The following is a 4476-nucleotide window of genomic DNA, read 5'->3' as shown; positions in this document are numbered from 1 at the left end:
GCACTCAAATTGTGATTAATTATCATTCGTATATCCTCCATGATATAACTTGCATAGTGCGAACATCCTTATTCGCTGTTTAAATTTTCGGAACTTGAAAATCTTCCTTTAGAGAAATATAATAATTTTTTAAAAAACTTTACTTCCAGGAGCTGATCATGCAGGGAATCCTAATCACCGGAGGGCAGAGACCGGAGTACAGCAGGATCAGTCATCTTTTAACTGAATCTTGTTATATCGTAGCAGCAGATTCGGGACTGGACTTCTGCCTGACCAATGATATCCGGCCGGATTTTATTCTTGGCGATATGGATTCATTGAGCTCCAGAGATCTTCTGAACCAATTCAATACGGACATGATTGAGGAGCACTCTGAAGAAAAAGACTTTACCGATACAGAACTGGGTGTGATGCACCTCCAATCCAGAGGCTGCTCTCCAGTTATTGTGATTGGCGGCGGAGGGGGGCGGTTGGATCATCTTCTGGCTATAACTGTCCTTTTTGACCGTCCGAACCCTCCTGATTTGTGGATTACCCATAGAGAAGAGGTTCAATACATTGAGGATGGGTTAAAAAGCTCCGGCAAAGTGAATGAAGTGATATCCTTTTTCCCGGCAGGCACCCAATGCTGCAGTATGCACAGCACTGGATTGAAATGGCCTCTCGATATGCTTCATTGGAAAAAAGGAGACGCGGGGATCAGCAACCGACTGGTAGAGACCGAATTTTCCATTGTCATGAAATCGGGTCATCTGATAATGATCAGGGAGATTCAGGAAGCTTTGGGTAATCATTAAACAATGAGGGATCCAACTTTTCCTTTTCCAGTGAATAATATTGCAAGAGTACTGGAAACTCACTGAGGACCTCACCATATAACCTGAGTAGATCCATCTTTCTCATGGAGACAGTCTCAATCTGCGTGCTGTCCTGCTCCGCTTGAAGTTCTATTTTTCTAAGTACTGCAAGGTCATCAAGGTAGAAACTTCGAGTCCGCTCATACAGTTCAGTATCCGGATACTGATAGGATCTTATTCTTAAATCTTCCAGGTTGAATCGGGAGTCTGCCTCAGAGATTCTCATACGAAGATCATTTTCAACCTCCTTAATCCCCTGGGGATTCAAGGCTGTCTGATGGAGCATGAAGTCCTGTATAATATGATTTGTATCCCGGCGATACTGCTGGTTGCGTTCCTCCAGGAGCTGTGTACTATATGATTCTGATTCAATAAGGGATACAAATTCATTTTGATTGATAGAAAACCGGTATTCCAAATCAAGAATATAATGAAAAGCATCAGGCGTGCGAATATACTCCCCGTAGAGTTCTCCCGATGGTAAAAATCCCTCCATATGATAGTCCCCGGAACTGGTTTTCAACTCAATGAAATGAATGGTCATATTTTCAGGAAAAAGATTTTCCCATCTCCAGACAAACTGTCCTGGGGCGATCAACCTGCTGTCATATCCCCCGGTTTTAGTATACACAAGGGCGTAATTGCCCTCTGGTATTTTAATCTGAATCCAGCCGATATAAAAAACGAAGGCCGAAAAAACAAGAATGATGATGAAGGAAAGCCAATTTTTAAATTTCCGGAATGTTGATTTGCCCTCTTTTTTGACTTTGACTTTATTCTTCATTTAATCCTTCCTCCAGAATTATTTTCAATTGATTCAGTTCTGTGATGATATAATTGGGGGATATATCCATGACTCTTGTATCCTCCTCCCTCATTCGCAGTGATCGACGGTCTCCCGCAAAAAGTGCTGTTTTTAAACCCAGAACAGATGCGGTGACAACATCATTCAGCATGTCATTGCCGACATAAAGGATTTCATGATTCTCGATCCCCATTCTATTTAAATGAATCAGAGGATTTTTAAAAATCCGGGGATCAGGTTTTCCGCATTGAACCTGAAAAGACCAGGAGATGAATTTCTCTTCAAAACCCAACTCTTTCAAAGACTTTCCCAGCAGGTGCTCAAACAGAAGGGGAGTGTAAAACTGAGCATTTGAAACGATACCAAGTAAAAAACTCTTGCCTCGAAAAAACTCAAAAAGCGGGACAATTCCCGGCATTAACCAGACCTTATTGCTGAATACTTCAAAATTCAATGCTGTAGTGCTGAGAATATCAGCATTGTACTCCCGAAAATCCAGAATCTGAAAGACTTCATCCCAAAGACTGATAATATCAACTTCAGGATATTGTATCCAGGTTGATTCATTTTTAATACATTCATGATGAGCTTTAATCCGTTCTAAAAGAATGGATTTAATCCTGTTAAATCGGATTTCCCTTTTATCATTCAAAGATTCGATAGTAAAGAGTCTGTCTTCACCCTGATCCAGTGCGGTCAAACCAATATCCCCGGCTTCTGAAATCAGCAGTGTTCCATAAATGTCAAAGAGAACCGCTTTTATATCGGGATCATAGTAAATCAGGGGAGTCATATTTGTTTCGATGACAGAGAGGGAAGAAAATGAGTTGGCCATGTTCTGTAGAGAAGTATGAGCTTTATCAATTGAAATCATAGAACTGTTTAATAATTTCTGATTCATAGCCTTGATTTTAAGATTAAATATTCCTTCTGGCAACACAGTTCTCTCTGACAGTGTTCAAAAACAGAGAAGCTGTGATATCATAAAAATGCTTATGAAAAGGCTTTACCGAGGACAGAAGCTCTGGCTTCCCCAGTTATTATCACGAATTACACTGTACTTCTTCTTAATGTGCCTCATAGTATTCTCTCTGTATATTGTAGGCAATTTTCAGAGGTTTTCAGAGGACACATTCAAACTTATTTTTAAATTTATGAATTTTTATTTTTATTCATATATGGTTCTCTCCCTGGGGAATATATTGATTTACACCCTTTGGAGACGGTCCTATCGATTAAAAAGTATTCTTTTCTATGCAAAGTCATCACTTCAAATCCTGATGATTCTTTTTTTATATATTCTGATTCAATTTTTAACTACTCTTTTTAATGGAAATTAAGAGGGAAAAAGTGAGGTAATGGAAATGGTAAAAGCGGTCAGGGGAGCCATATCTCTCGCCACAAACAGTGAGGATGAACTCACTCGCTGTGTAGACAGTCTATACAATGAACTGATGAGAATAAATAAATTGACTGCAAAGGATCTGATCAGCATCATATTCTCTCAGACAGAGGACATCAGCTTTAATCCGGCAAAGGCATTGCGCCTGTCTAATAATCTGAATGAGACAGCCTTGTTCTGTACTCAGGAACCGGTTTGTGAGGACTTTACTTCCAAAAGAATGCTTCGTATCCTCATGACCTTTAATACAGACAGAAAAGAAAAGGCTATACCTGTCTATCTGGGAAATGCTCAAACCCTCAGACAGGATATTGCTGCTTCTCCAACTTAAGGAGAATGATCTGTTAACATCCACTGAAATTCAAATTATAAGTGATCTATCCCTTTATCTACATGACTGCCTTCTTATACTGGGAAAGGGGATTCTTCCTGGAGTAAGAGGGACAGAGCTGCAAAGACAACTTGAACAGCTGCTGATAAAGAAGAAAAGCAGGATTCACGGGGCTTCCTTTGATATCAATGTGAATCACCGTGTGTGCCATGGTCCACCTAATGACTCAAAATTTAGAAATAATGATATTGTGACCCTGGATCTCGTCTTTGAGAAAGATGGTCTTTTTGCAGACTCTGCCTGGACTTTTATCTGCGGTGATAGAAGCCCCGAAAATGAGGCTCTGCTTCAAAAAGCATGGGATGTATCCAGAAGGGCCTATTGCTCAATCAGAACTGGTGGAAATAGTTTAGAAATGAAAAAGTCAGTGCATAAAGAACTAACGGGCACAGTCTATGAACTACTTGAAGAGGCCTGCGGCCACGGGATAGGAAAATCCATGCATGAACCTCCGGATTTTAGTTATTCTTTGTTTAATAATAATGATATTCAATGGAACCCCGGGATGGTTCTGACCATTGAGCCGGTCATCGCATACAGGGGAGCCAAACTCATATGCAGCAAAGAAAAAGAGTACTATACTGATAATAAATCCCCCTCTGCCTATTTTGAACATATGGTTGCAATTAATGAAAATGGACCTCAATGCCTGAATATACCTCAAATAAAAGATCAGGGTTCTATTGACATTTTTTCCGAGATTATTTAAATTACCGATCGTCGGAAGGGCATTGTTTCAGTTCGGCATTAGTTATATAGGAAACCTGGGGAGGTTCCCGAGTGGTCAAAGGGGGCAGACTGTAAATCTGTTGCTTCGGCTTCGAAGGTTCAAATCCTTCTCTCCCCATAAATCATGCCTTCTTAGCTCAGCTGGCCAGAGCACGTGACTTGTAATCTCGGGGTCGTCAGTTCGAATCTGACAGAAGGCTTTTTTTTTCTATATAACTTAAATGGGGAGGTTCCCGAGTGGTCAAAGGGGGCAGACTGTAAATCTGTTGCTTCGGCTTCGAAGGTTCAAATC

At 40.5% G+C, this 4476-nt stretch carries 5 protein-coding genes and 2 tRNA genes; 5 read left to right on the top strand and 2 right to left on the bottom strand.

What is annotated here, in order from left to right; genetic code table 11:
• Positions 1 to 158 precede the first annotated feature (158 nt).
• Entirely contained in the window at positions 159 to 797 is a 639-nt protein-coding gene (locus PF479_RS05455; RefSeq protein WP_298003229.1) for a thiamine diphosphokinase, read from the top strand.
• Here the strand turns inward: PF479_RS05455 and PF479_RS05450 are convergent.
• Together PF479_RS05450 and PF479_RS05445 are read right to left on the bottom strand one after the other, a co-directional pair.
• Positions 763 to 1641, bottom strand: coding sequence for a hypothetical protein (locus PF479_RS05450; protein ID WP_298003226.1), 879 nt, complete (start codon positions 1639 to 1641; stop codon positions 763 to 765). The two genes, PF479_RS05455 and PF479_RS05450, sit on opposite strands and share 35 nt — an antisense overlap.
• Entirely contained in the window at positions 1631 to 2599 is a 969-nt protein-coding gene (locus PF479_RS05445; RefSeq protein WP_298003223.1) for an HAD family hydrolase, read from the bottom strand. Before PF479_RS05445 ends, PF479_RS05450 begins: the two co-directional genes overlap by 11 nt.
• Positions 2600 to 3020: 421 nt before the next feature.
• Between PF479_RS05445 and PF479_RS05440 the strand changes: the two genes are divergently transcribed.
• From PF479_RS05440 to PF479_RS05425, 4 genes are all read left to right on the top strand, one after another.
• Positions 3021 to 3395 (top strand): chorismate mutase, encoded by a 375-nt coding sequence (locus PF479_RS05440; RefSeq protein WP_298003220.1) that lies wholly within the window; start codon positions 3021 to 3023, stop codon positions 3393 to 3395.
• Positions 3376 to 4164 carry a M24 family metallopeptidase gene (locus PF479_RS05435; RefSeq protein ID WP_298003217.1) on the top strand — a complete coding sequence of 263 codons (789 nt, stop codon included), beginning with the start codon at positions 3376 to 3378 and terminating at the stop codon, positions 4162 to 4164. The genes PF479_RS05440 and PF479_RS05435 overlap by 20 nt, the downstream gene beginning before the upstream one ends.
• Positions 4165 to 4221: 57 nt before the next feature.
• Positions 4222 to 4302: transfer RNA gene (locus PF479_RS05430), tRNA-Tyr, on the top strand.
• Positions 4303 to 4310: 8 nt separating this feature from the next.
• Positions 4311 to 4384: transfer RNA gene (locus tag PF479_RS05425), tRNA-Thr, on the top strand.
• Positions 4385 to 4476 lie beyond the last annotated feature (92 nt).

The sequence above is a fragment of the Oceanispirochaeta sp. genome, assembly GCF_027859075.1.
Classification (GTDB): Bacteria; Spirochaetota; Spirochaetia; order DSM-2461; family DSM-2461; genus Oceanispirochaeta.
The sequence above is the reverse complement of the archived record's forward strand: the minus strand, read 5'-3'. Positions and strand labels throughout refer to the sequence as shown.

Bases quoted from the DNA above. Each gene is read 5' to 3' on its own strand.
- PF479_RS05455 (WP_298003229.1), top strand. From the start codon at position 159: ATGCAGGGAATCCTAATCACCGGAGGGCAGAGACCGGAGTACAGCAGG.
- PF479_RS05450 (WP_298003226.1), bottom strand. From the start codon at position 1,641: ATGAAGAATAAAGTCAAAGTCAAAAAAGAGGGCAAATCAACATTCCGG.
- PF479_RS05440 (WP_298003220.1), top strand. From the start codon at position 3,021: ATGGAAATGGTAAAAGCGGTCAGGGGAGCCATATCTCTCGCCACAAAC.